15 protein-coding genes and 1 tRNA gene are annotated in these 21,993 nt (G+C 46.7%); 1 reads left to right on the top strand and 15 read right to left on the bottom strand.

The features are described 5' to 3' along the window. Window positions 1-1,208: 1,208 nt before the first annotated feature. From ACJJIS_RS06425 to ACJJIS_RS06410, 4 genes are all read right to left on the bottom strand, one after another. On the bottom strand, window positions 1,209-1,616 hold the full coding sequence (locus ACJJIS_RS06425; protein WP_444907772.1) for a hypothetical protein: 408 nt from the start codon (window positions 1,614-1,616) through the stop codon (window positions 1,209-1,211). Window positions 1,617-2,106: 490 nt separating this feature from the next. Then, on the bottom strand, window positions 2,107-3,471 hold the full coding sequence (locus ACJJIS_RS06420; protein WP_475708396.1) for an IS4 family transposase: 1,365 nt from the start codon (window positions 3,469-3,471) through the stop codon (window positions 2,107-2,109). 1,650 nt (window positions 3,472-5,121) lie between these two features. Further along, the gene (csrA, locus tag ACJJIS_RS06415) at window positions 5,122-5,301 is read right to left on the bottom strand and encodes a carbon storage regulator CsrA (protein WP_444893306.1); all 180 of its coding nucleotides are present in this window, start codon (window positions 5,299-5,301) and stop codon (window positions 5,122-5,124) included. 1,352 nt (window positions 5,302-6,653) lie between these two features. Next, on the bottom strand, window positions 6,654-7,277 hold the full coding sequence (locus ACJJIS_RS06410) for an IQM protein middle domain-containing protein (protein WP_475709740.1): 624 nt from the start codon (window positions 7,275-7,277) through the stop codon (window positions 6,654-6,656). A gap of 488 nt (window positions 7,278-7,765) precedes the next feature. Here ACJJIS_RS06410 and ACJJIS_RS06405 point away from each other — a divergent pair, with 488 nt between their 5' ends. Further along, window positions 7,766-8,089, top strand: coding sequence for a hypothetical protein (locus ACJJIS_RS06405; protein ID WP_475709739.1), 324 nt, complete (start codon window positions 7,766-7,768; stop codon window positions 8,087-8,089). Window positions 8,090-9,004: 915 nt separating this feature from the next. On the opposite strand, the gene ACJJIS_RS06400 is transcribed toward ACJJIS_RS06405, so the two are convergent. The 11 genes from ACJJIS_RS06400 to thrS all read right to left on the bottom strand — a co-directional run bounded on the left by ACJJIS_RS06400 (window position 9,005) and on the right by thrS (window position 21,939). Further along, window positions 9,005-10,864: a hypothetical protein gene (locus tag ACJJIS_RS06400; RefSeq protein WP_475709738.1), complete on the bottom strand. Its 1,860-nt coding sequence runs from the start codon at window positions 10,862-10,864 to the stop codon at window positions 9,005-9,007. Window positions 10,865-10,878: 14 nt separating this feature from the next. Further along, the gene (locus tag ACJJIS_RS06395) at window positions 10,879-13,431 is read right to left on the bottom strand and encodes a DUF8727 domain-containing protein (RefSeq protein ID WP_444917716.1); all 2,553 of its coding nucleotides are present in this window, start codon (window positions 13,429-13,431) and stop codon (window positions 10,879-10,881) included. A gap of 588 nt (window positions 13,432-14,019) precedes the next feature. Further along, window positions 14,020-14,096: transfer RNA gene (locus tag ACJJIS_RS06390), tRNA-Pro, on the bottom strand. Between the two features lie 114 nt (window positions 14,097-14,210). Then, window positions 14,211-14,579, bottom strand: a complete 369-nt coding sequence (locus tag ACJJIS_RS06385; protein ID WP_108733836.1) for a MerR family transcriptional regulator — start codon at window positions 14,577-14,579, stop codon at window positions 14,211-14,213. Next, window positions 14,560-14,865 (bottom strand): integration host factor subunit alpha, encoded by a 306-nt coding sequence (gene ihfA / locus ACJJIS_RS06380; RefSeq protein WP_108733837.1) that lies wholly within the window; start codon window positions 14,863-14,865, stop codon window positions 14,560-14,562. The genes ACJJIS_RS06385 and ihfA overlap by 20 nt, the downstream gene beginning before the upstream one ends. A 129-nt stretch (window positions 14,866-14,994) precedes the next feature. Continuing rightward, window positions 14,995-17,370: a phenylalanine--tRNA ligase subunit beta gene (gene pheT / locus ACJJIS_RS06375; protein ID WP_413662663.1), complete on the bottom strand. Its 2,376-nt coding sequence runs from the start codon at window positions 17,368-17,370 to the stop codon at window positions 14,995-14,997. A gap of 129 nt (window positions 17,371-17,499) precedes the next feature. Continuing rightward, complete coding sequence (gene pheS, locus ACJJIS_RS06370) at window positions 17,500-18,513, bottom strand: phenylalanine--tRNA ligase subunit alpha (RefSeq protein ID WP_108733839.1); 1,014 nt, start codon at window positions 18,511-18,513, stop codon at window positions 17,500-17,502. 193 nt (window positions 18,514-18,706) lie between these two features. After that, complete coding sequence (gene rplT, locus ACJJIS_RS06365; RefSeq protein WP_108733840.1) at window positions 18,707-19,066, bottom strand: 50S ribosomal protein L20; 360 nt, start codon at window positions 19,064-19,066, stop codon at window positions 18,707-18,709. A gap of 36 nt (window positions 19,067-19,102) precedes the next feature. Next, on the bottom strand, window positions 19,103-19,297 hold the full coding sequence (rpmI, locus tag ACJJIS_RS06360; protein ID WP_020413351.1) for a 50S ribosomal protein L35: 195 nt from the start codon (window positions 19,295-19,297) through the stop codon (window positions 19,103-19,105). A gap of 146 nt (window positions 19,298-19,443) precedes the next feature. After that, window positions 19,444-19,983, bottom strand: a complete 540-nt coding sequence (gene infC / locus ACJJIS_RS06355; protein ID WP_282934667.1) for a translation initiation factor IF-3 — start codon at window positions 19,981-19,983, stop codon at window positions 19,444-19,446. Window positions 19,984-20,010: 27 nt separating this feature from the next. Further along, on the bottom strand, window positions 20,011-21,939 hold the full coding sequence (gene thrS, locus ACJJIS_RS06350; protein ID WP_475709737.1) for a threonine--tRNA ligase: 1,929 nt from the start codon (window positions 21,937-21,939) through the stop codon (window positions 20,011-20,013). Window positions 21,940-21,993: the final 54 nt, after the last annotated feature.

Here is a 21,993-nt window from a genome sequence, read left to right as displayed (position 1 = left end):
TACCATACCCACATAACACATGAAAACAGCAGGCCTATGACATGTACATAGCTGGACAAGCTTGTCCGGCCTGATTATGTGTAGCTTTGTTATCCATGGCTTCTAGTCTTCAACATAGATTCAAATAAAAGTATGAAAAAAGCGCCACTTATAACTGGTAAAATTATTCCGAAAATGAAAAAAATAGCAGCCAATGAGCGACTACCTGCCTTATAGCGTCTATAGCCCTCTATGAACGGATACAAGAGGAATCCTATCAGTACGCTATATATGATGAACTCCGGAACCCTCAGTAAAGCTCCGCCCCCTAACCTTTCCAGGCCGAGGAGGTAGATTACCGGATAAAGAAGACCGGCCAGTACAAAAATAACTAAAAGATAAAGCCACTTACTCAAAATTCATACCTCTTTATTGGAGCATATAACACTAAGCCTGTGTTTTATACACATATTTTAAGCTTACTCAATGCCTCTACACCGCAGCACTAGCTACATGTAGTCCTAAAAGTTGCATAGATTATATCCAATAGTACCGTTTGCAGAGCTGAGGACCGTAAAAACCTATAACAAATATTGGATTCGCTCTGATCTAGTACGGTTATAGGACAAATAAGACCCTCTATCTCACCCTGCCTTACTCCAGAATTGGCTCTGAATTGAGTAAGGTAATATTTCTTCTACTAGTTTAGAGTATAACCATGGGTCCGATACGAAACAAAAATACTTGTGTATAAAACTTAGCACTAAGCTTAGGGGCGGGCCACGCAGTGAGCCGCCCCAGCAGCCAAAGGCTGTGACAACAGTGCCTTGTTATGTATTTATACGCGTCTTTATTGATTTGTAGGTAAATATCACTGCACTGAGAGCAATACTGTAAATAAACGAGAAAACACCAAACACTATTACCCCGGTTATTAAACCACCCTCAAATTCAACGTTTAGGACAAATACGCTAATGATAGCCAAAACTAAACATATGAACGTGGCAAGATACGGATTGATAGAAAAGATATTTGGCCAGAACCTCTTGCATAAAGCCCAGATCAGCAATGACGGACCTAGAAACACTATCTGTAGGATGATGCCAATCGCTAAGAACATTAATTCTATCAACCTCTACCTAGATATTTAACAACTACACGGGGGCTGCTGCGTAGTGTAGGCAGTCCCACGAAGGGCCAAAGCCCCTTAACAACCTGCTTGTATTTGTTAACTTTGACCATATTCCGATAACAGCTCTAGAGCTATAAAAGCAGGCTTTTTCCCAATGCCTTTAGAATGAGCAGACACTTCAGGGTGAACCCTAGACCAATCATCAATTTCCAATAACTCTTTATTGGCTCGATCTGTCATTACATCAAACTCGTAGAACTCTTTTTTCTTCGTTAGCCATGTGCCCATCCATTGAGTTCCATACTGCTCAAAAATATCGGAACAATTCAATAGAATTCCCTCATTCGCGGACATCCCCTTTTGGGATAACAGCAAGCTTAACCATGGGTACATACTTTCATCATTTATAAATTTGTCCGCGCACTCTTTCATTTCAAGGAACGAGAGTTCATTTTGTTGTTCAGTATTCTTGTTTCGAATTCGGCGAAGCTGTTCGATATTCATGATAAAGTTAACACTCTAAAACCGGCAGCCGGAGCGCAGACTCTCCGGCACGCGTCCTTCGCGCGTAAAGTTAATTAGTTTGTTATGAATTTCCCTCACGCAGCTCCCCGATAAAACTATCTACTAATGACTTGCGAACCGACATTGGCCAGCTCACTGAAAATGTAAAGGGTATTCGCCAGGTAACCAGAAAGCAGGTGACATATTCATCTTTACGCTTTATAAGTACTAATTTTCTATTCAAAGAATAGCTGGCGAAACACGATATTGGGTAGTTGGCCCATTGAATCGGATGTGAAAAAGAATGAATCTAACCTACTTTTTTTCGAAAGTTTAGTCTCTAGGACCTCAACCCACTGTTTTCCATTACTTCTGAATATAGCCATTGTGTTGTTTTTTGAAAGGACTTCAAACTCTACGTCCAAATTCAAAAAATTGAATGTATACCTCATACCATTTCTCATAACGCCCTGTCTGTGTTTTATACACATCATTTAAGTCCATTTAAAGCCTCCGCTGCCTCCATATAATGGAGAAGCTTTGTGTACCCCTGCCAAACGGTTTTAACTCCAGGCTCACCATCGCCGCTCCGCCCCAGAAAGCCTCCAAGTCCTGCCAACATACGAGTTATATCTCTCATACTTGGAGCTTCATTGGGTGGGGAGGTTTTAGCTTGCATTATCCATATCATACGCCACTCTTTTTCAGAGTAGAATTTCGTACACGACGTATCAGGAAGCGTTCGTGCCCGTGTTGTCATGGAGTGTAGACGCCACCCAATAATCATATAGATTGCAATACAGTTCAACATGCGCTGCTCAGTTCTAAAGCGATTACTTTCTATCTGGCATCCGCCTTTCACCACTCGAAAATAGGTTTCAATTTCCCATCGACTTCGATACCACTCAATAATGATCCTCGCTTGCTTAAAGTCCTCAACTGCAAGATCGGTCAGCAGCATCCATTCAATACCTTTTTCCCCTTCTGGTGGGCTTAATTCCTTAGCAAAGACTGCGTAGAGAGAAAGAGGTCGTTTTGATTTTCCTTTTCCCTGCAATCTTACTTCTGCAATGGATACACTGACCTTAGCTTCCCTTTCTGGCCGTCCACTCCTTTTGGGGATACCTACTGAGTATTTCCCGATGGACTTCTGCTTGGTCATATAGTCCCAAAGTAAAGTCGTATCTTCTCCTTCGATCTCTAAACTACGGTTAGCCTTGGCTCGAACAATATAGCTTGCACGCCGCTGTTCATTTTGATCTTCAGCTAATTGAAACCACTCATGAATATCCCCCTCTCTATCCGCGATGCTCACAATCGTGGTTTCAGGGCAGCGCTCTTGTATCTCACAAGCTGATTCATAATGGTCTAGCCAGCGTCGACTCTCTTTATCTTGTATCGACTTGGTATAGCGAGAATTAGCACTAGATTCTTTATCTCGCTGCCACATACTACCTTCAACAACACCCAAATTAATTCTGGATGGTGTTATCGCGATGGAGGTGTGCAAGAGTTGTTGGTTGGTCTCTTTACACCTAAGTGTTCCCATCTCTTTACTTTCTAGGTCAGTGGCAAAATTTAGAAAAGTAGTATCTTGTGGAATAAGAACAACAGGCTGCGCCTTGATTCTCTCAAGAGTTGCCGATTTATGGCCGCTCATAATAGAGTCAAAATTGACTTTATCATTTTCGATAAAGCGATAAGCCGCAAACGTTTCTGCCCAAGTTTTGTTTGCACAAGGAATGCTATTCTTTGGGTCGGAGCTTAAATTACTAAGAATATTAGACAAGCGTTTATTCAAGCGTGTATCACCCATAACCTGATTTTTTACTTCGTCCATGACCCAGTCCTGCATAATTATCCAGCCAAATCTGTAGTTCTTACTGGGCTAAGCTGTAACTTATTGATTTATATGATAAAACTGAAAAAACTTGTGTATAAAACTTAGCGCCCTGTTAAGTGGCCAAAGTAATCGTGGTAAAGTGAGCGAAAGCGAACCACGCTTACTTTGGCCCGCCACGACAGTTTGTTATGCTTGCGTTCATATTAATACTGGTAACACCCATAAAAATAAAATAAAACAGAAATTTACCGAACACAAAAGCCCCCTATAAGATGGCTTAAAACTCATTAGCTTCAGCTGATAAATTGAATGTAAGCTCCAAATTATAGAGTGAATAATAACCACCACAAACAGACTTGATATCGTCCAAAGTAACATTTCTACAGGATCAACTACAGCATCAGTTCTCGGCCAGTAATGACTATGATCATATAACCTCATGAGGCCATATACATAGACAAATGCAGTAACAACAAAACCTACAAAATATTTCATTAGGATTTAAAATTTTGGACTAGAAAGCATAACAGTTAATTCAAAAGAAGCTTCTTTATATCACCCTGCTTTATATTTCTACGCCCGATTCCCTTTCAAATCTCAATAAAATCAATAAGTTACCTTATTTTTGTGTAAATACGCAAGAATATATACAAAGCAGCGCCTTTATAATTCTGTATTTTCTCAGCTTTACATCACCTTTGGCACCCTTTAAGTATCAATGAGTTACTGAGTTTCAACTAGAAGTAGGTGCAGCTTCTGCTGGCTTTTGTTATTGAAAGTACAGCTGTACACTTCTCGATCAGCGCCAACTAATTTACATGGCCCAAAACTGATAATCTGAGGGTTATGGCTTGCTAGCCACTTGTGCCGTCTAAGCAACCCCATCACTGATATGTGTTTGCACGCGGTATGCTCCATATCATCAGGCATAGCCTCCCATCCAAGCTGTAAGCCTAAACTTCACTGTGTTGTAAACACTGGTCGATCCCCTCTTCCTTGACCTTATTGATATCCTGATTTTTGTCACACGGCGTCAACAGGTTCTCCGTTGCTACCATTCTTATACGTGGCGGTAACGATTCTGCGGGGCTGACTATACAGGTTCGGAAGAGCGTGACGAATTGAAATCTAGCGATGTGGAGGGACACCTTGTATGTTAGGCGAGGAACAGAAAAACCAAAGCATAGATTCCGTCAAAAGTGGAACCTCATCTGCTGGAGCTGGATTAATCACTGACTCAGCACACAAGAGCTAGGGAGCATTGTTGGGAATATTCCTCCTTCATCAAAAGGCTAGGCATCTTCACTTAGCGTAGGCTCTGTCTTTAGCCCAATCCTGAAGGCTGCTTGAAGCAGCTGGTGGGCTCGGCGACATTCATCTGGAGGATCTGTGTATAGCAAGCCAAGCATTGAGTACACATCTTATGACGCAGGCAAGGCTTGCTTACCCTCTCTTCCTGTCGGATAAGAGGGTCTGCTTGTTAAACACCTCCAAGACATTAGCACGGTCACTCCTAGTTCGCTACCTAGTCACCTTTGGCATCCAAGAGGCATTCGAATCAGTGCGCGTATATCGCCTTACTAACAGAGGCGCAATGATTCTTCTTGGAATCCCGCTTTCAATTATTGGGTGCCTCAAGTCGCCCTACCCTTTTTAGGATATTCAGGCCTTTGCTCGCTGCTGCTTTTTGATCCGCACATAGATTTCTTCACGGTGGATGGGGAGTGATTTGGGTGCGCTTATGCCTATCTTCACTTGATTGCCTTTCACCTCCAGCACTGTGACTGAGACATTTGCTCCAATCCTCAGAAGTTCACCTGTCCGTCGCTTTAAGATCAACATACTTATTTCCTTCGATGGTCAAAGTTTGGGCGCTTCCGGGATGGGGAAGCTTGGGCTTAACGTTTGGAGGAAATGTGGGGTGGTGCGCGGGGGCGGTAGGCAGAGAAGAGGAAAAGGCGGGCGCTAGGCTTCCAGCGCTTGGGAACCGGCCCCAAGCTGCTGAATGTACTCCACTTTATTGAAGACGAGCGGGTTTCTAGCGTACTATGCATATAGCCACTTTGATAGTCTACGTATCAATTTGGTTAGCTGGCCCCGGGTGTTCCTAGCACCTTGGGTCAGCGCCTTTTACTTACTCTTACGTCACGCTACCGTTCTCCTTTGAGGGGATGGGTCTTTTAGAAAATTCTCGGCTCTATCGGAGCTTCCAAAATCCTTTAAACTTCTGAAGCCTTTTTAATTGGCTCGCTCAATTACGGCCAAAATACCAAAAATATCTATCGATTTTACGCAGCTTTGAGAGCGAAACAAACTGAATAAATTCCAATAGGATAATTTTCGCGCCTATATTTTAGTTATTTTTGACTAAGGAAATCTCAATCAACCATTGGAAAACTCAATTCACATTGAAATTCACCCTATGCTTTTCTTAAAATATTAAAGAGCAACATTCTCAATCACATGACTAACTAAAGGCAAAACCGGGGAATGTGAAAATTCACTAATGATTTTATTGGCTCATTAGTTTTAAACTCGTATCCACACTCCTTTGTTAAATACTGGAGGAACGGGATTCCGTTGTAGGGATAAATATTGAGTTCAGCATGGAGTTACCACCTTGCAAGTCACCTCTCCACATTAGTGCTATTGCTTGGTTATTTTGGGTTAAAACCAACCGTACAAGTAGCCGCTGGTGAGGTCATTTTAAATTCCAGGCTTAGCTCTCTCCTTACCAGTATTGCCAAGATATTGAAGACTCTGATTACACTTGTACTCAACAGCGCATTCGCACAGTCGTATCTAGTGAGCAACCCAAAGCTCTACTTTATTTATTGGTGGTGAGCGCTTGAAGGAAGCTATAGCACTCCCCTTTCAGTTGGAATACTATTTCGAGCCAGTGACTGGAGTGGCCGGTATTTAGATCCTTAAAACGAGGTAGGATGTGCTGTATCAGCCCTCCTATCCGAGATACTTGATACCTCACCTCTCCATTGGCTATGAAGCAACCATATTTTGAAAGCAGATTAAAGTGTAGGTGACTGCCAGTAGCTTCCTCTCATCGCTCCTTATAATCTGGCCTACCCCCAAAATCAGCCTTCCCAAAAACCTGAACGTCAATTTCTGGTACTCCACTTCCCCTGCCTGTATGTCAGAGATGGAGAGTCTACAGAAAGCTCTCATGGCTATTTACATCAGAGCCACTGCCATCTGGGGCCATCAGGATAAAGCCTTAACCTTTGCCCTTGAATATGTGTACGGCCGGTATAAGTATCCTCGCTCCCATCGACAGTCTCTTTAACAACAGTACCGCGAAAACGTTGATACCATTTGCCTGTATAATTATGATCTTGAAAATTTTTTAAGCGCAACTTACAGGTTTTTGACGAAATCCCAAAATCCATTTCGGTTTCACTTAAGTCAACATTATTTTTTTCCAGTTCTTCTTTAAACTGCTCCATATAATCGCTAGTGGGCTGGTAGTGGCCACTGAAATTGTTAATATGCTCTATTATTCCACCTACCACAGAGATATGCCCAGCCGCAGCAACTGGACGCCCCGAAAAAAATGCTGAATGGTGCTGAATGTCACCATTTTTGTTACCACAAAAGATACGTCCATTTTTGTCCATAACAAATGCCCAAGATCCGCCAGGATTGGTATTAAGTTTCTCACCGCGCCAAAACAGAAGCCCACCTTGTATAGTAACCTGATATTTTTCTCGTTCAGCTTCACTCATATAGGGCACAACAACTCCACTAAAGGCATCTTTACTTAAACCGCTATCTTTTAGCATTCCAAGTTCTTTGTATGGCATGGCAGTTATCTCCTTTATAAATGCGCTTAATAGAAATCCATCAATAATAGCTAGTAATATTGACAACTATTTCAAGAGTATTTCTATCTCCAGTCATAAGTTTGAATCCAATGTAAATCATTGAGTTTCCGGTTACATACGCAGGGCTTTTCTTTGTGGGAAAGATACCCAACCCCGGAGAGATTATGAGCATCGGCGTCAGTGTATTGAGGGTAGAATGCAAAAGCTAGTCGCCATCTTTGCGCTCGATATTGCAGGCTATACTGTAATGAGAACCCACTACTGTATTCTGCTCTATATCGACGCAGAAACCGTCAAAACTAGGCCCGATACCTAGAGCCTTACTCGCTGATGAGAGCTTTTAGGAACTTCCGTACCAACTCAACACTATCTTCAAGTGTACACTCTCGATTCTAGCGAAATAGAAAAGCTCCATGAGCTTAAAGAATGGCGATAATGAATGACTTGCCACTAGAGGCCTATAAAGCATGATGAATTTCAACGAATATAATCAACCAGCGAAGACATTAGCTCTGTATTATGCGAAACAACTAAACTCTGAAATTGCTCAATCTGTTGTTTCTGGAAACTCCAATTTAGGCAGTAAAGAGGAGGCAGAGTCTTTGGCTTACTTTTTCTGGGAAATGACAGATCAAGCGGTTGATGACGAAAAAGGCTGCAAGATGATTGAGGGTATTTCAGATATTCAGTCTTGTCTAGAAAAAGCACTTCATATATTTAGAGGTTACTTCAAAAAGCAAGGCTATCAGCAAGAGTGGTCAGAGGGCTATGACAAATATCATAGTGAGTAGAGCCTCATAACAAACTTCCATCTAACTGCTATGAGGAGAAGTAAGGTCGCCACTTTTGGAAGGTGAGCATTCAAATCTCAAGCTTTCGTGGATAAGCGCACTCTATCAGGCTGAGTGGATTTAAATTCTATCCGAGCCAAAATAGCCAAAACCCCGGAGGAGTCGAATTTCACTTCGATCCGGCAGCAAGTTAACGCAGTGGCTAATGGTAAGCAGCCCGACAATCTATTGCCGATGCTCGGCGGTGAACGCAAAGTAATACCCAAGGGGCTGCCCTTTCAGCCGAATCACTATCTCGAACCAATAAACTGGAGTGGCTGACAACTCAACTCACAGAAACAGGAAGCTATTGATGAAAATATCCCTGCGATTCTTAAGCGGTTGGGAATACCAGCAATACACCGGTTCTATCTAAACCGCAACTTTGAGAGCTGCTCTAAGTGCTTAGTAGACTCGGCGGAATTGGTGCGACAGGTCTGTACCCAGCAGAATAAGCGCTAGACACATGGACTGGGAGATTACCAACTTATCTTAGCACCGCTTCAAGTTAAATAGCCGAAAATCCACTCGACGATGACTAAAGCATTTTCGCGAATAGCGGCACTCCAAACCTATCTCTCAATTATTCAAAAACCCAAGCTATCTGCACCGAGTCACTATCTGTATTGGAGTTGATATAGCACCTGCCGAATGGTGACGTACAAACTTTACTTATATCTTAGTGTTTCTACTCCGCTGGCTGATCTACGGGTGCTTAATGGGCTGTCCATCGCATAATTAGCACCCCTGCTCTGACATTTGGGTGTCCAGGCTTGCTGATTTCCCCCCTCACCTCTAAATCAGAGATTTAGAGTCTCTAGAGCTTAGGTGGCAAGCCTAACGGATAGCATTGGGTATTCAGAACCGTCCCGCCAACTAAATAGCATGTAGCATTTCAGGCGTAATCCTCGGATCTTCTAGTGGAATGCCTAGATGACTCATACAGGAATCAAGCAATTCTCGAATTATTTCAAGAGTTGAATAGCTACCAGCATACACATTTGTCGCGTCAATCTTAACCCCATGCACGCCAAGTATAGGAAAAGCCGTGGAATGCTCCATAAGTCCAAATGGAGGCACGTGAAAATCGGCGAATGCGTCTTGACTGAATGGTGAAATTAGTACAAGAGCTAGTGTTGGGGAGTATCCTTCAGCACTCAACCCGTGCACGTATTTTTTGGTGCATTCCGGAAGGTATTTCTCAAAAGACGTCTTCGGCGATGAGTATTTTGCATCAAGAATAACCAGGAAATTTTTCCCTTGATATTCTAGAGAAATCACAATATCAGGTACTCGCTTAGAGAATTTATGATTAGGTGGGGAATACTCATTAGACCTGAGAGCCTTCTCAAATCTTCTTATTTCTGAATTAAAAATACTTCCGGATTGCTGATCATGGGCATACATCCAGTAGTCAGGCTCATAGAGCATAGAAATGTCAATACTTTTATATTTTCCCGCGAACAAAGTTGAGTGCCCCTCAAGGTCTTCATTTACCCGCATACACAAACTCGATAGAGCCTTCTTAATTTTCAGCACAGAATAATATTCAAATAACTTCGGGATACTTCTGATGGAAAGTAGAAAATCTTTCACAGTCCAATCAATTCGGTTATTCTTATACCACTCTGCAACTGCTCTAAACACAGTAATATATGCTCGATTTCCTTTTGCCTTTTGAGTAACTACAGGAAGGCCCGTTTCGACTTTTGTGACAGGAATCCTCTGCCTTGCAAGGGAAATAAATGCTCCAACACGACTTAGCAGGCTAGCGGAATTGATCCCGCCATTAAAAACTCCTTCATCAACCCAGCGATTCATCGCCGAGAAAAAACTGACATACCCTTGATGTGAATTTCCTGAGCACCTTTGCTCTACAGAAGAGGCTATCTCGGCCAGTTCATTAATATAAACCTGCAATGTCTGGAGGAAACCGTGAATCACACGATTTTCATAAACATCACTTTTTTCCAATGTGATTGAAGTTTGAATTTCGTTAGCATAATAACGTTCATCATCATATTCTAAGTGATAAATCTCTTGGTCATATGATGGCTCGAGTACAGATAGATTTTCAACTAACCAGCCTATACCTTGCTCACCTACCTCTTCAGATTCCGCCCCCCTAACAACTCGCGTATCTGATAGTACCCTAGTAATAGGTGACGCAAATATATAGGGCAGAACTTCATCCAAAATATTCAGTAGCTGGTTGACTTTCCTCTCAATGAACTTAGGCTCATTTCCACCAGGGCAAAAGCGAGACCCCATACTCGATGGACTAAAACAGCTAAAAACCTTTCCATCGCCCTCTGTAAAAATATACTCGATCATATTTTCAGCTTGTATAGCTGTTAATTTTCGAGCAAGAATTTCAACTGGGGGGAAAGTGATGCTATTCGCACAACCTTCAGAAGAAAAACTGAGTTGGAAATTGGCTACACCGAAGTAGTTATAAAATAGAGCCTCAAATCCCTTACCTCCACGTCGAACTTTCGGCATCAGGTAATATATATATCCAGTGGAATCATCACTAGCTTTCAAGCTGAATTCGTATTCAACCCCATCAAAAAGCAGTTTAACGTCCTCAAGTAGCTCCTCAGAACTAAAGTTAAGCTGAAGTGCCTCTGTTTCTAGAATATACGGAATTGATTCTCCTGTCTTAGCAGCACCGCTGTCGAGGAGAATTTCTTTTCCCGCCCTTTCACCGGAAAGAAACTTAATGATAAGTAACAAATCAACCTCTCTGATCAAAAGAAGCTGTAGCTATCTACGTACATTTCACCACTTTTGAGAATGTTATCTATTATTGATTCACTTCGCTTCAATTCATTTCTTACTGACAACTCCAATAAGGATTCCAACCTCCTACTAAATGGCTTTCCATGCCCCGATATCAAAGGAAGCAAATATTGAGAAATAGCAAAATCTACTGCCCCCAGGTGGCCCAAATAACCGGAGGCAACACTATAATATTTACTGATAGCATTTCTTTTCCTTGGGCTAATTCGTACAGCACCACCAAACTCCCTATCGAGGCGCTCCATTCTTTCTATGAAATCGTTTATAAGAGAGGGGGCTTCTTCAAAATCATCTCTATTAAACCACTTTTCTAGCTGCGCATAACTCACCACACCATCGAGCGTGCCAGATGCCACTTGCTGTATATTGCTAAAGTGCGGAGCAGCCATTGAAATAACCGGAACACGGTCACACAGCCTAGGGGATAACGCCTCTGTTGTACTATCATTATTGATTGTTGCGGTGAACCTCACACCATCCGGAACCCTCAAGAGACGCTTATCGCCAACGATTCCTGTATCAATCGGACGTGATCGCCCTTCTTTATCACAAAGCGATAAGAACTCAGACCAATAATGCTCTATAGAACTTAGGTTAGCCTCATCCAAAAGTATTAGTCTTAAGTAGCTATTTGCCTCCTCATCCTCTCCCCGTCTTAGAAATTGATACAAACCAGTTTTTGCGGGCTGGTACACTCCCTTCAATGAATTATTAAAGCCTATAAAATCCCTTGACGAAACCCAACCTCTAGACACAGGAACATTAAGAAAGCAATCCTCTGTACCAGCCCTTAGTCCCGAGTGTTCAGCAATTTTAAGAATGCTAGACGTTTTTCCTGACCCCGGGGGTCCTGACAGGACCGTAAGGAATGATTGCTGAATACAAATTAACAAATTAGATAGTTCTGCGAATGATAGTGTGTGAGAATCATCATCCAGCAAGTCCACTAGAGTTTGTATATATTCTTCACCATTCACTGGCACTGTTGCAGCCATCTTTGGCGGCGTAAATGAATACTTCTCTTCATCAGCACCATCAATCGAGCGCCCCCTCAGAATATCGATAATTGTTTTTACTTCAGTTGCTTTTTCCCCAAGACTTGTAGAATTCAACAGCTGCTGTTGAGTTTCAACAGCTTTTTTTGTTTCGTATTCATGCTGCTTTAAATAGTCTATCTTTTGCTTGATCTCTTGATAGGACTTTACATCATTTATTTCTTTATATTTTTCTTCAAGATCAACTTTTACATCAGCCAATTTTTCTTGAGCATTTGAAAGCTCTGTTTCCAATTGGCCTGATCGAATTTTTCGTTCTTCTTCAAGCTCTTCTTTTGATTGCGCCCTAATTTTTTCAATTTGCGCCTTGGAAACTACCCTTACCTCCTCAATCTCCTCGGTAGCTTTTCTCTTCTCTTCTTCAACCCGGGTCTTCTGAGCAGAAGCCTGATCCCGCAACGTCTCAATTTTATCCTCAAGCTCAGCTATTTCGGTATCAAGCCTTTCTTTTTCTTCCGTCGCCTTCTTTTTTGCTTCACCTAAAAATCGATCCAATAATGCTGGATTTTTATCAACATAACCCTTTAAAAATGACTTCCCTATAGAGCTTGTAAGAAAGTCACTTACTATCTCCTCGCCAACATCCGAATCAGACAAATAACGGTCAAGCAACTCCGACAATCTCTTCGTCCGCTCCTTATTAGATTGGATCTGATTTTTCTTGAGCAAATCAGCAATGCCAGCTTTGAGCTTTTCGGCTTCCCTTCTACTCAGAATTCCATTTTTCTTTCCAATCTTTGCCTTGGAAAAATATGAGATCAACTGTTCATCTGAAATAAAATCTTCTTGCTCTAAGCTATTTTCACTCAGTTCATTTAGTCGCTTGAATGATATCAGGTATTCATAGGAACCTAGCCCGTCTGAACCAAGAGCTTTAGCAACTGAACGAGCATTATCTAACGCAGAATATTCCACCTTAAAAACATATTGATTTTTAAGACTGAATAAAGATTGTTGATACGGAGCTACTTTTAGCCCCTTATCTTCTTCATACGCCGCTATCGTGAAAGGACCGTAAACAAAACCGTTATGATTAACAAAAAATGGCTTGTTGTGGGTGGCTACAGTTTCTTCCATTAGCCCAGTATTTTTATCTGGTGGAGGACAACGGAATATAGGTAGAAATTCAGAGTTATCGATAGTCTTAACCGAAGACCCAAAAGCCCAATGTCGATGCTTTTGTAAAACGCCAACTGGAGTGGCACTTAATCTATCTGAATCTTGCAAATTCCAACGGGTTAATCGAAAGAGCTCTCCCTCCTTGAAACGGGCTTCTAGTTCTTGATACCCCTTACTTATCCATATCCCAGCTGTCGGAAATTCACTTTGATCTGGCTGATCTACACTATTGTTTTCTGAAATAACGAAAACTATTTTCAAAGAACCCATGTCTGGGTTTTTAGCTTGACCACCTTTAGCAACTATCAACTCACGTTCTTTAGACATACCACCCCCGTAAATATAATGATACGTACATAGTCAAAAAAACTGCTATTTCCTTGTCGAATGGCTATCAATAATAAGCGAGCTTCACACTCTATTACAAAGTATTATTGTCAACTCCACAAATATGCTTTCCCCAAAGTAAGGCCACCAGTTTTCTGAGCAACATACACATGAACAAGTTGCTCTTTATACAGAATATAATCGCTAATAACGCATGTTTAGAGAAATTTCACATTAACGACTGCTAACCTTATATTCGAATCTAGCCCCCTATTGATTAGGATCGGAAAGGTTGAACCCTTATATCTCAACCTCTATGCAATCGAAATGTCCAGCCCCTCAATCATCTAAAGACCAGTCCGAACTTCAACTAAGGTAACATGCTTCAAAATCCCAGGTATCGCAGGCACCGGGCCTAGTTGGTTTTGGAAAAGAAAGGGGTGGGCTAGTAATTCAATAAGCCAACAGTCTTATCTGAAATTAAACCAGAGTTAGCTGATTACTGCTTCTATCTCATTTTTTAATTTTACCCACAAAAAAACCCGCTAAAAAGCGGGTTTCTTGGCCGTTGCTGTGCAACGATATATATGGTCGGAGCGGCCGGATTTGAACCGACGACCACCACACCCCCAGTGTGGTGCGCTACCAGGCTGCGCTACGCTCCGATTTTTAAAAGTCGCCCACTTCGCTAAGTGATTGATTTTTAAAGACATCGTGTCTCGATGTGGCGTGAATCATACCTGAGTGCGGCTGGATTGCAAGCCCAGGTTTACAGTTTTTTATAAATTATTTTTCCCCTCCAGCAGGGCCACCACGTCCTTTAGTTCTGCGATCACTTCGGGCAGTACTTGCTGTAGCTGTACCACCTCTGCCCGCTCACTACCGGTTTCGATCTGCTGGCGGGCTCCACCAATGGTATAGCCCTCTTCGTACAGAAGCGCACGGATCTGGCGGATCATGATGACATCTTGGTGCTGGTAGTAACGGCGGTTGCCGCGACGTTTGACGGGTTTCAGCTGGGGGAATTCCTGCTCCCAGTAACGCAGGACATGGGGTTTAACGGCGCACAGTTCACTCACTTCACCAATGGTGAAATAGCGCTTACCGGGGATTGCAGGCAGCTGAGCGTTATTGCTCGGTTCCAGCATGCTCTTCTACTCGTGTCTTGAGTTTTTGCCCGGGTTTAAAAGTGACTACCCTGCGGGCCGAGATGGGGATTTCCTCGCCGGTCTTGGGATTGCGACCGGGACGCTGGCTTTTATCGCGCAGGTCGAAATTGCCAAAGCCGGAGAGCTTGACCTGCTCGTTACTTTCCAACGCATTGCGGATCTCCTCGAAGAAATATTCGACGATCTCTTTCGCTTCGCGCTTGTTAAAGCCCAGCTCTTCGTACAGTTTCTCGGCGAGCCCGGCCTTGGTCAGTGCCTCTGTCATTGGATCCTACCAATTGATTCAGAGGCGTCGACTCCAGATCGGAAGCGGCCCAAACCGCGGCGGCTTTCAACCCGGTAGCAGACGCTCTCGGGGTGCAATTCAGCCTGCACCCGAGAGCATCATGCTCTACTAGCGCAGACTAGCGTTATATTTTTCTTCTAGTTTTCCGACCACCGCATCTACAGCGGCATTGATTTCGTCGTCATTAAGGGTGCGTGACGAATGCTGAAACGTCAACCCCAAAGCGACACTTTTTCTATTTAAATCAATACCTTTGCCCTGGTAGACATCAAATATCTTGAGGTCCGTCAAGGTTTCACCTGCAACTTCGACAGCAGTTTCCACCAGGCTGGCGGCAGGAACCTCTGCATCAATCAACAGGGCCAGATCGCGGCGCACTTCCGGGAACTTGGACAGCGGACGGAAAGCGGGGGTTTTGCCCTCGCCGATCGCTTCCAGGCTCAGTTCAAATACGAACGCGGGCTTGGACAGGTCCAACTTCTTCTGCAGCTGCGGGTGCAGGGCTCCGATAACCCCTACTTCGCGGTCGCCGCGCATAATCTTGGCGGTTTGGCCGGGGTGCAGCGCGGGGTGCTGGCCAGCAACAAAGCGGAACTCATCGGCTACACCGGTGCGAGCCAACAGAGCTTCTACATCGGCTTTCACGTCGAAGAAATCCACTGCGTCTTTGCTGCCAGTCCAGTTTTCTGCGTAACGGCTGCCGTAGGCGAGACCGGCAATCATTTGCTCCTGGTGCAATTCGGCACCCGGTACAAAGCGCAGGCCGGTTTCAAACAGGCGCACGCGGTTTTGCTGGCGATTCAGGTTGTACTGCAACGCTTTGCACAGGCCCGGCAATAAGGTGGTGCGCATAACCGCCAGCTCGGCGCTGATCGGGTTTTGCAGGGCCACCGGATCGGCTTCCGGATCAAACAGCGCGGCGCTGTCGCTATCGATAAAGCTGAAGGTAATCGCTTCGTAGTAACCGCGGCTCAGCAGGGTTTGCTCCAGGTTGTCCTGGGCAATGGTACTCTCCGGGCGCGGGGCGATTTCCAGTTCGGCAGTAAAGCTTTCACTGGGAATACGGTTGTAGCCGTATACACGGGCCAGCTCTTCCAGCAAGTCTGCTTCGATGGCGATATCGAAACGGAAGCTGGGGGCGAGGAAGGTCCAGCCTTCGTCGTTCTGGTCGATTTTTTCCAGGCCCAGACGGGTGAGAATATCGACGATTTCGTCATCGGCCAGTTTGATGCCCAGGCCTAACTCTACTTTCGCACGGCGCAGGGTAATGTGGCGCTCGGCGGGCATAATCTCAGTCAGCTCACGCACGTGTACCGGGCCGGGTTCACCGCCGACAATATCCAGCAGCAACTGGGTAGCGCGCTCCACCGCTTTCTCTTGCAGGTGGTAGTCCACGCCGCGCTCGAAGCGGTGGGAGGAGTCGGTGTGCAGGCCGTAAGAGCGAGCCTTGCCGGCAATGGCCAGCGGGCTAAAGAAGGCGCTCTCCAGGAAGATATGCTGGGTGCCCGCTGTCACGGAGGAATCCAGGCCACCCATAATACCGGCCATCGCCAGAGGTTTTTCCTCATCGGCAATTACCAGGGTGCCCTCTTTCAGTTTGACTTCCTGGCCGTCCAGCAGGGTCAGCTCTTCACCGGCTTCTGCCATACGCACTTTGATGCCGCCGGAGAGTTTCTCCAGGTCGAAGGCGTGCATGGGCTGGCCCAGTTCCAGCAAAACATAGTTGGTAACATCTACTACCGGGTCGATACTGCGCAGGCCACTGCGACGCAGGCGCTCTTGCATCCACAGAGGTGTTACCGCTTTGATATCGATATTGCGAATAACACGACCTACGTAGCGCGGGCAGGCGGCTTCGGCCAGCAGGGATACGGGCATGCTCTCGTCGATCTGCTGGGGTACCGGAGCAACTTCCGGGCCCTGAACGGCGCAGCGATTCAGTACACCCACTTCGCGAGCGATACCGGCAACACCGAGGCAGTCGGAACGGTTCGGGGTGAGATCCACTTCGATGGTCTCGTCGTCCAGCTGCAAGTATTCGCGCAGATCGGTACCGGTGGGTGCGTCTTCTGGCAGCTCCCAGATACCGTCATTGTCTTCGCCCAGTTCCAGTTCGGTCTGTGCGCAGAGCATACCGAAGCTCTCTACACCACGGAGCTTGGCTTTCTTGATTTTAAAATCGCCCGGCAGCTTGGCGCCTACCAGGGCAAAAGGAATTTTGATTCCGGTGCGCGCATTGGGAGCACCGCATACAACCTGCATTTCACCGTCGGGGTGGCCAGCGACTTTGCACACGCGCAGCTTGTCCGCATCCGGGTGCTGTTCACAGGCAACAATCTCACCGACAACCACTCCGGAGAAATCGCCCGCAACTTTTTCTATACCGTCCACTTCCAGGCCGGCCATGGTGATTTGATCGGCCAGTTCCTGCGTGGTGAGTTCCGGGTTTACCCATTCCCGCAACCAGGAGTTGCTGATTTTCATAGTTGATCTCTTTCTGTATTCCGTCAGCGCAACTTGGTGCGCATTTCGCCTGGGGCTATTTCGCCTCCCAGGCCTCCACAATTCGACTGCTGTTGCGAAGGGCCATTGCCATTCGCGCTGTCACTTGGCTTAGAACTGTTTCAAGAAGCGCAGATCGTTATCGAAGAACAAGCGCAGGTCGTTGACGCCGTAGCGCAGCATGGCGAGGCGCTCGATACCGATACCGAATGCAAAGCCGGAGTATTTTTCGCTGTCGATATCGCAGGCGGCGAAGACGTTCGGGTGCACCATGCCGCAGCCGAGAATTTCCAGCCAGCCGGTGCCGGAACATACGCGGCAGCCTTCACCGGAACAGGCGGTACACTGGATGTCCGCTTCTGCGGAAGGCTCGGTGAACGGGAAGTAAGACGGACGGAAACGCACCGGTACTTCCGCTTCGAAGAAGGCGCGCAGGAACTGGTCGATGGTGCCTTTCAGGTGGGCGAAGCTGATGTTCTCGCCGATTACCAGGCCTTCTACCTGGTGGAACATGGGCGAGTGGGTGACATCGGAGTCGCAGCGGTATACGCGGCCCGGGCAGATAATGCGCAGCGGTGGAGATTTTTTCTCCATGGTGCGGATCTGCACTGAGGAGGTGTGGGTTCTCAGTACGGTGGTGGGGTCCACGTAGAAGGTGTCGTGCATCGCGCGCGCGGGGTGGTGCGCGGGAATATTCAACGCTTCGAAGTTGTAGTAGTCCTGTTCGACTTCCGGGCCGTTCTCAACAGAGAAGCCAATGCTCGCAAAGAATTCTTCCACGCGCTTTAAGGTGCGCGTAATGGGGTGGGCATTGCCCTGCTCTTCACCGCGCCCCGGCAGAGTGACATCAATGGTCTCTTCGGCCAACTTCGCGTTGATGGCGGCCTGCTCCAGCATATTGCGGCGCGCGTTAATTTTTTCCTGAACCTGCTGCTTGGCTTCGTTGATCTTGGCACCCGCCGCCGGACGCTCCTCAGCCGACAGCTTGCCCAGGCCTTTCAGCAGCGCCGTCAGCTGGCCCTTTTTGCCCAGGTAATCAACACGCACCTGATCCAGTGCGGCGAGGCCATCGGCCTTCTCCACCAGCTCCATAGCCTGCTCGGTGAGGGACTGCAAATCTTGCATCGAACTGTTCCCGTTTGAATCCAACTTCGATTAATTTTTTCTGCTTTGTTCGGCCGGTACTTTCTGTACCGGAGGGAATTTCCCCAGGCACCGCCACCGGTAAAAAATAGCGGAAACTCCATAAAAAAATAGGGAAGGGCCACTACAGCCCTTCCCTATTTTGAGTATTCAGTTTTACAACTGAAGTGACAGCTTACGCTGCCAGGGCTGCCTTAGCTTTTTCAACTACGGCAGCAAAAGCGACTTTATCGTAAACAGCCAGATCAGCCAGTACACGGCGATCCAGTGCGATGTCCGCTTTTTTCAGACCTGCGATCAGGCGGCTGTAGCTCAGGCCTTCAGCACGGGACTGGGCGTTAATACGAGTAATCCACAGAGCGCGGAAGTTACGCTTTTTAACGCGACGGTCACGGTATGCGTACTGACCAGCTTTAATTACTGCCTGCTTGGCAACGCGGAATACGCGTGAACGCGCACCGTAGTAACCTTTAGCCTGCTTCAGAATCTTCTTGTGACGACGACGCGCCTCTACACCACGTTTTACACGGGCCATACTTCTATCCTCTTAAACCTTTGCGATTTGGACCAATTACTTGGCGCGCAGCATACGATCGACCAGTCCAGCATCAGACTTGTTCATAGTCTGGGTGCCACGCAGCTGACGCTTACGCTTGGTGGTCATCTTGGTGAGGATGTGGCTCTTGTTAGCGTGCTTGTGCTTGTAGCCCGCAGCCGTCTTCTTGAAGCGCTTGGCAGCGCCACTGTGAGTCTTTGCTTTCGGCATTTTGTACTCCAAAGTTAATATTCGCCTGTAAAACAGGCACCTTTAGTAACTGCCGACAACCGAAGTTACCGGCACTGCGAGAGTGGGGAGGCAGCCGTCGCCCAACCACTTCTCAAAGGAGATCCCGGGAATGACTTCCCCAAACCTCACTTTTTCTTTTTGAGCGGAGCAATCACCATCAGCATTTGACGACCTTCCATTTTCGGTCGCTGCTCTACGGTGCCCAGCTCTTCAAGGTCCTTTTCGATGCGCTGCATCATTTCCATGCCCAGCTCTTGGTGAGCCATTTCGCGGCCACGGAAACGCAGGGATACTTTGGCCTTGTCACCCGCTTCCAGGAAGCGGGCCAGGTTGCGCAGCTTGATCTGGTAGTCACCGACATCGGTGCCCGGGCGGAATTTCATTTCCTTGATCTGCTGCTGCTTCTGCTTCTTCTTGGCGGCATTCTTAGCTTTTTTAGCTTCGAATACGTGCTTACCGTAGTCCATGATCTTACAGACTATCGGCGTGGAGTCCGAGGCAATTTCAACGAGATCCAAGCTAGCTTTCTGTGCAGCTTCCAGCGCTTCATCCAGGGAGACAATGCCTACCTGTTCGCCATCAGCGCCTATCAGGCGGAGTTCTGACGCTTCAATCTGATCGTTTATGCGGGCCTTTTTGGACCGTCCCTTAGTGTCTCGTTTAATAGCTATGGTCTCCCAGTTGCCAAGTTGTTATGCATTATCTTCTGTCAAACGACCGCGACGATTCACGTCTTGCTCGAGGATCTCGAGGAATGACTCATACGTCATTGTACCAAGATCTTCACCGCTACGGGTACGTACTGCCACGGTCTGACTTTCTACTTCCTTATCGCCAATTACCAATAGATAAGGAACACGCTGAAGCGTGTGCTCGCGGATTTTAAAGCCGATCTTCTCGTTTCTCAAGTCAGCTGTGGCGCGGTATTGCAGCTCACCCAGACGGTCTTGCAAATTGCGACAATATTCGGCCTGGCGATCGGTGATATTCATGATCGCCACCTGCTGCGGCGCGAGCCAGGTGGGGAACGCGCCTTCGTAGTGCTCGATCAGGATTCCGATAAAGCGCTCGAAGGAACCCAGGGCTGCGCGGTGCAGCATTACCGGGGACTGGCGCGAGCCATCTTCCGCTACAAACTGGGCATCCAGGCGGCCCGGCATGGAGAAGTCCACCTGAATAGTACCGCACTGCCATACGCGGCCGAGACAGTCTTTCAGAGAGAATTCGATCTTCGGTCCGTAGAAGGCGCCTTCACCCGACAGCTCTTCCCACGGCAGGCCAGCGGCATCCAGTGCGTCGGCCAGGGCTTTCTCAGCCTTATCCCAGCTCTCATCGGAACCTACGCGCTTCTCCGGGCGAGTGGAGAGACGGTAGATAACATCCTGGAAACCGAAATCCTTATAAACGGAGTGCAGCAGATCCATAAAGTCAGAAACTTCTGACTGGATTTGATCTTCGCTACAGAATATATGGCCATCATCCTGCACAAAGCCGCGCACACGCATCAGGCCGTGCAGGGAACCGGAGGGCTCGCTGCGGTGACAGGAGCCAAACTCCGCCAGACGCAACGGCAGGTCGCGGTAGCTGCGCAGGCCCTGGTTGAATACCTGTACGTGACAAGGGCAGTTCATCGGCTTAATGGCGAACTGACGCTCTTCACTGGTCAGAGTGAACATGTCATCGCCGAACTTATCGGCATGACCGGACTTACGCCACAGACTGAAATCTACCAGCTGCGGAGTCTTGATTTCTTTGTAGCCGAATTCGCGCTGGCGGCGACGCATGTACTGCTCGATAGTGCTGTAAATGGTCCAGCCGTTCGGGTGCCAGAACACCATGCCGGGGGCCTCTTCCTGGATATGGAAAAGGTCAAATTTCTTCGCCAGCTTGCGGTGATCGCGCTTTTCTGCCTCTTCGATACGACGCAGGTAAGCTTTCAATTCTTTTTTGTTGGCCCAGGCAGTGCCGTAAACACGGGTCAACATTTCATTGTTGGAATCGCCACGCCAGTAGGCACCCGCCACTTTGGTCAGTTTGAACGCTTTCAACCTGCCAGTGGAAGGTACGTGGGGACCGCGACACAAGTCTTCAAAGTCGCCCTGGCGGTAGAGAGAAATATCTTCATCACTGGGGATGCTGTCGATAATCTCAGCCTTGTACTCTTCGCCCATTTCGCGGAAATATTTCACCGCTTCTTTGCGCGGCATCAGGCGGCGACTGACAGTAATGTCTTCTTTGGCCAGCACTTCCATACGCTCTTCGATCTTCTCGAGATCTTCCGGCGTAAACTGGCGCTCGTAGGCGAAATCGTAATAGAAGCCATTTTCTATAACCGGGCCAATGGTGACCTGGGCTGTCGGGTACAGCTGTTTAACTGCTTGTGCCAGCAAGTGCGCTGTGGAGTGACGGATCACTTCCAGGCCTTCGGGCTGACGATCAGTAATAATTGCCAGATTTACGTCGGTATCAATAACGTAACTGGTATCGACTTCCTTGCCGTCTACAACGCCAGCAAGTGCGGCTTTTGCCAAACCAGGGCCGATATCAGCGGCTACATCGTGTACGGAAACCGGAGCAGAAAATTCTCGACGGGAACCATCGGGGAGAGTAACAACGGGCATTGTTTATCCTTTGTTCTCAGTGGCGATCCCTACCAAAGACCGCATGAAACTATC

Source organism: Microbulbifer maximicatervae (SeqCode) (genome assembly GCF_056231245.1).
Note: the sequence above shows the minus strand (reverse complement) of the source record. Positions and strands in the feature narration are given on the sequence as shown.

What these genes read in the sequence shown, in the direction of transcription:
- rpmI (WP_020413351.1), bottom strand. Translation starts at nt 19,297, where the DNA reads ATGCCGAAAGCAAAGACTCACAGTGGCGCTGCCAAGCGCTTCAAGAAG.
- csrA (WP_444893306.1), bottom strand. Translation starts at nt 5,301, where the DNA reads ATGTTGATCTTAAAGCGACGGACAGGTGAACTTCTGAGGATTGGAGCA.
- ACJJIS_RS06410 (WP_475709740.1), bottom strand. Translation starts at nt 7,277, where the DNA reads ATGCCATACAAAGAACTTGGAATGCTAAAAGATAGCGGTTTAAGTAAA.
- ACJJIS_RS06385 (WP_108733836.1), bottom strand. Translation starts at nt 14,579, where the DNA reads ATGCTGGAACCGAGCAATAACGCTCAGCTGCCTGCAATCCCCGGTAAG.
- ACJJIS_RS06405 (WP_475709739.1), top strand. Translation starts at nt 7,766, where the DNA reads ATGATGAATTTCAACGAATATAATCAACCAGCGAAGACATTAGCTCTG.
- rplT (WP_108733840.1), bottom strand. Translation starts at nt 19,066, where the DNA reads ATGGCCCGTGTAAAACGTGGTGTAGAGGCGCGTCGTCGTCACAAGAAG.
- ihfA (WP_108733837.1), bottom strand. Translation starts at nt 14,865, where the DNA reads ATGACAGAGGCACTGACCAAGGCCGGGCTCGCCGAGAAACTGTACGAA.
- ACJJIS_RS06425 (WP_444907772.1), bottom strand. Translation starts at nt 1,616, where the DNA reads ATGAATATCGAACAGCTTCGCCGAATTCGAAACAAGAATACTGAACAA.
- pheT (WP_413662663.1), bottom strand. Translation starts at nt 17,370, where the DNA reads ATGAAAATCAGCAACTCCTGGTTGCGGGAATGGGTAAACCCGGAACTC.
- pheS (WP_108733839.1), bottom strand. Translation starts at nt 18,513, where the DNA reads ATGCAAGATTTGCAGTCCCTCACCGAGCAGGCTATGGAGCTGGTGGAG.
- ACJJIS_RS06420 (WP_475708396.1), bottom strand. Translation starts at nt 3,471, where the DNA reads ATGCAGGACTGGGTCATGGACGAAGTAAAAAATCAGGTTATGGGTGAT.
- thrS (WP_475709737.1), bottom strand. Translation starts at nt 21,939, where the DNA reads ATGCCCGTTGTTACTCTCCCCGATGGTTCCCGTCGAGAATTTTCTGCT.
- ACJJIS_RS06395 (WP_444917716.1), bottom strand. Translation starts at nt 13,431, where the DNA reads ATGTCTAAAGAACGTGAGTTGATAGTTGCTAAAGGTGGTCAAGCTAAA.